The 364-nt window shown below is 75.5% G+C and carries 1 pseudogene; it reads right to left on the bottom strand.

Annotated features, from left to right (window positions below):
* Window positions 1–364 (bottom strand): annotated as a pseudogene (locus C667_RS24050) (BPSS1780 family membrane protein); the annotation flags it as partial.

Below are 364 nucleotides of genomic sequence, written 5' to 3'. Positions count from 1 at the left end.
GATCGCGCCGAGCGCGCCCGCCGCCGCGCCGGTGAGCATCGCGCTGCCGCCGATCGCCGCGGCGGCCAGCGCCGCGAGCAAGAGGCCGAGCAGGTGGAAGAGGCCGACCAGCAGCAGGTTGCCGGCGTGCTGGCGCAGGCCGTCGAAGAGCTGGCCGACCTGGAGGAGCTCGCCGCGGTCGAGCGCGCGCGCGCCGGAGAGCATGCCGGCGACCAGCACCGGCAGGGTCACGGGTGCGGCCGCCCAGCCGATGAAGGGCACCATGCCGAGCGCGGCGAGGATCACGAAGAAGATCAGCGCCTGCAGCGCCCACACCAGCGGCGCCCGCATGAAGATGCGCCAGCCCGCGGCGAGCCAGTCGAGG

This window comes from Thauera phenylacetica B4P (genome assembly GCF_000310225.1).
Taxonomy (GTDB): domain Bacteria; phylum Pseudomonadota; class Gammaproteobacteria; order Burkholderiales; family Rhodocyclaceae; genus Thauera; species Thauera phenylacetica.
The sequence above is the reverse complement of the archived record's forward strand: the minus strand, read 5'-3'. Positions and strand labels throughout refer to the sequence as shown.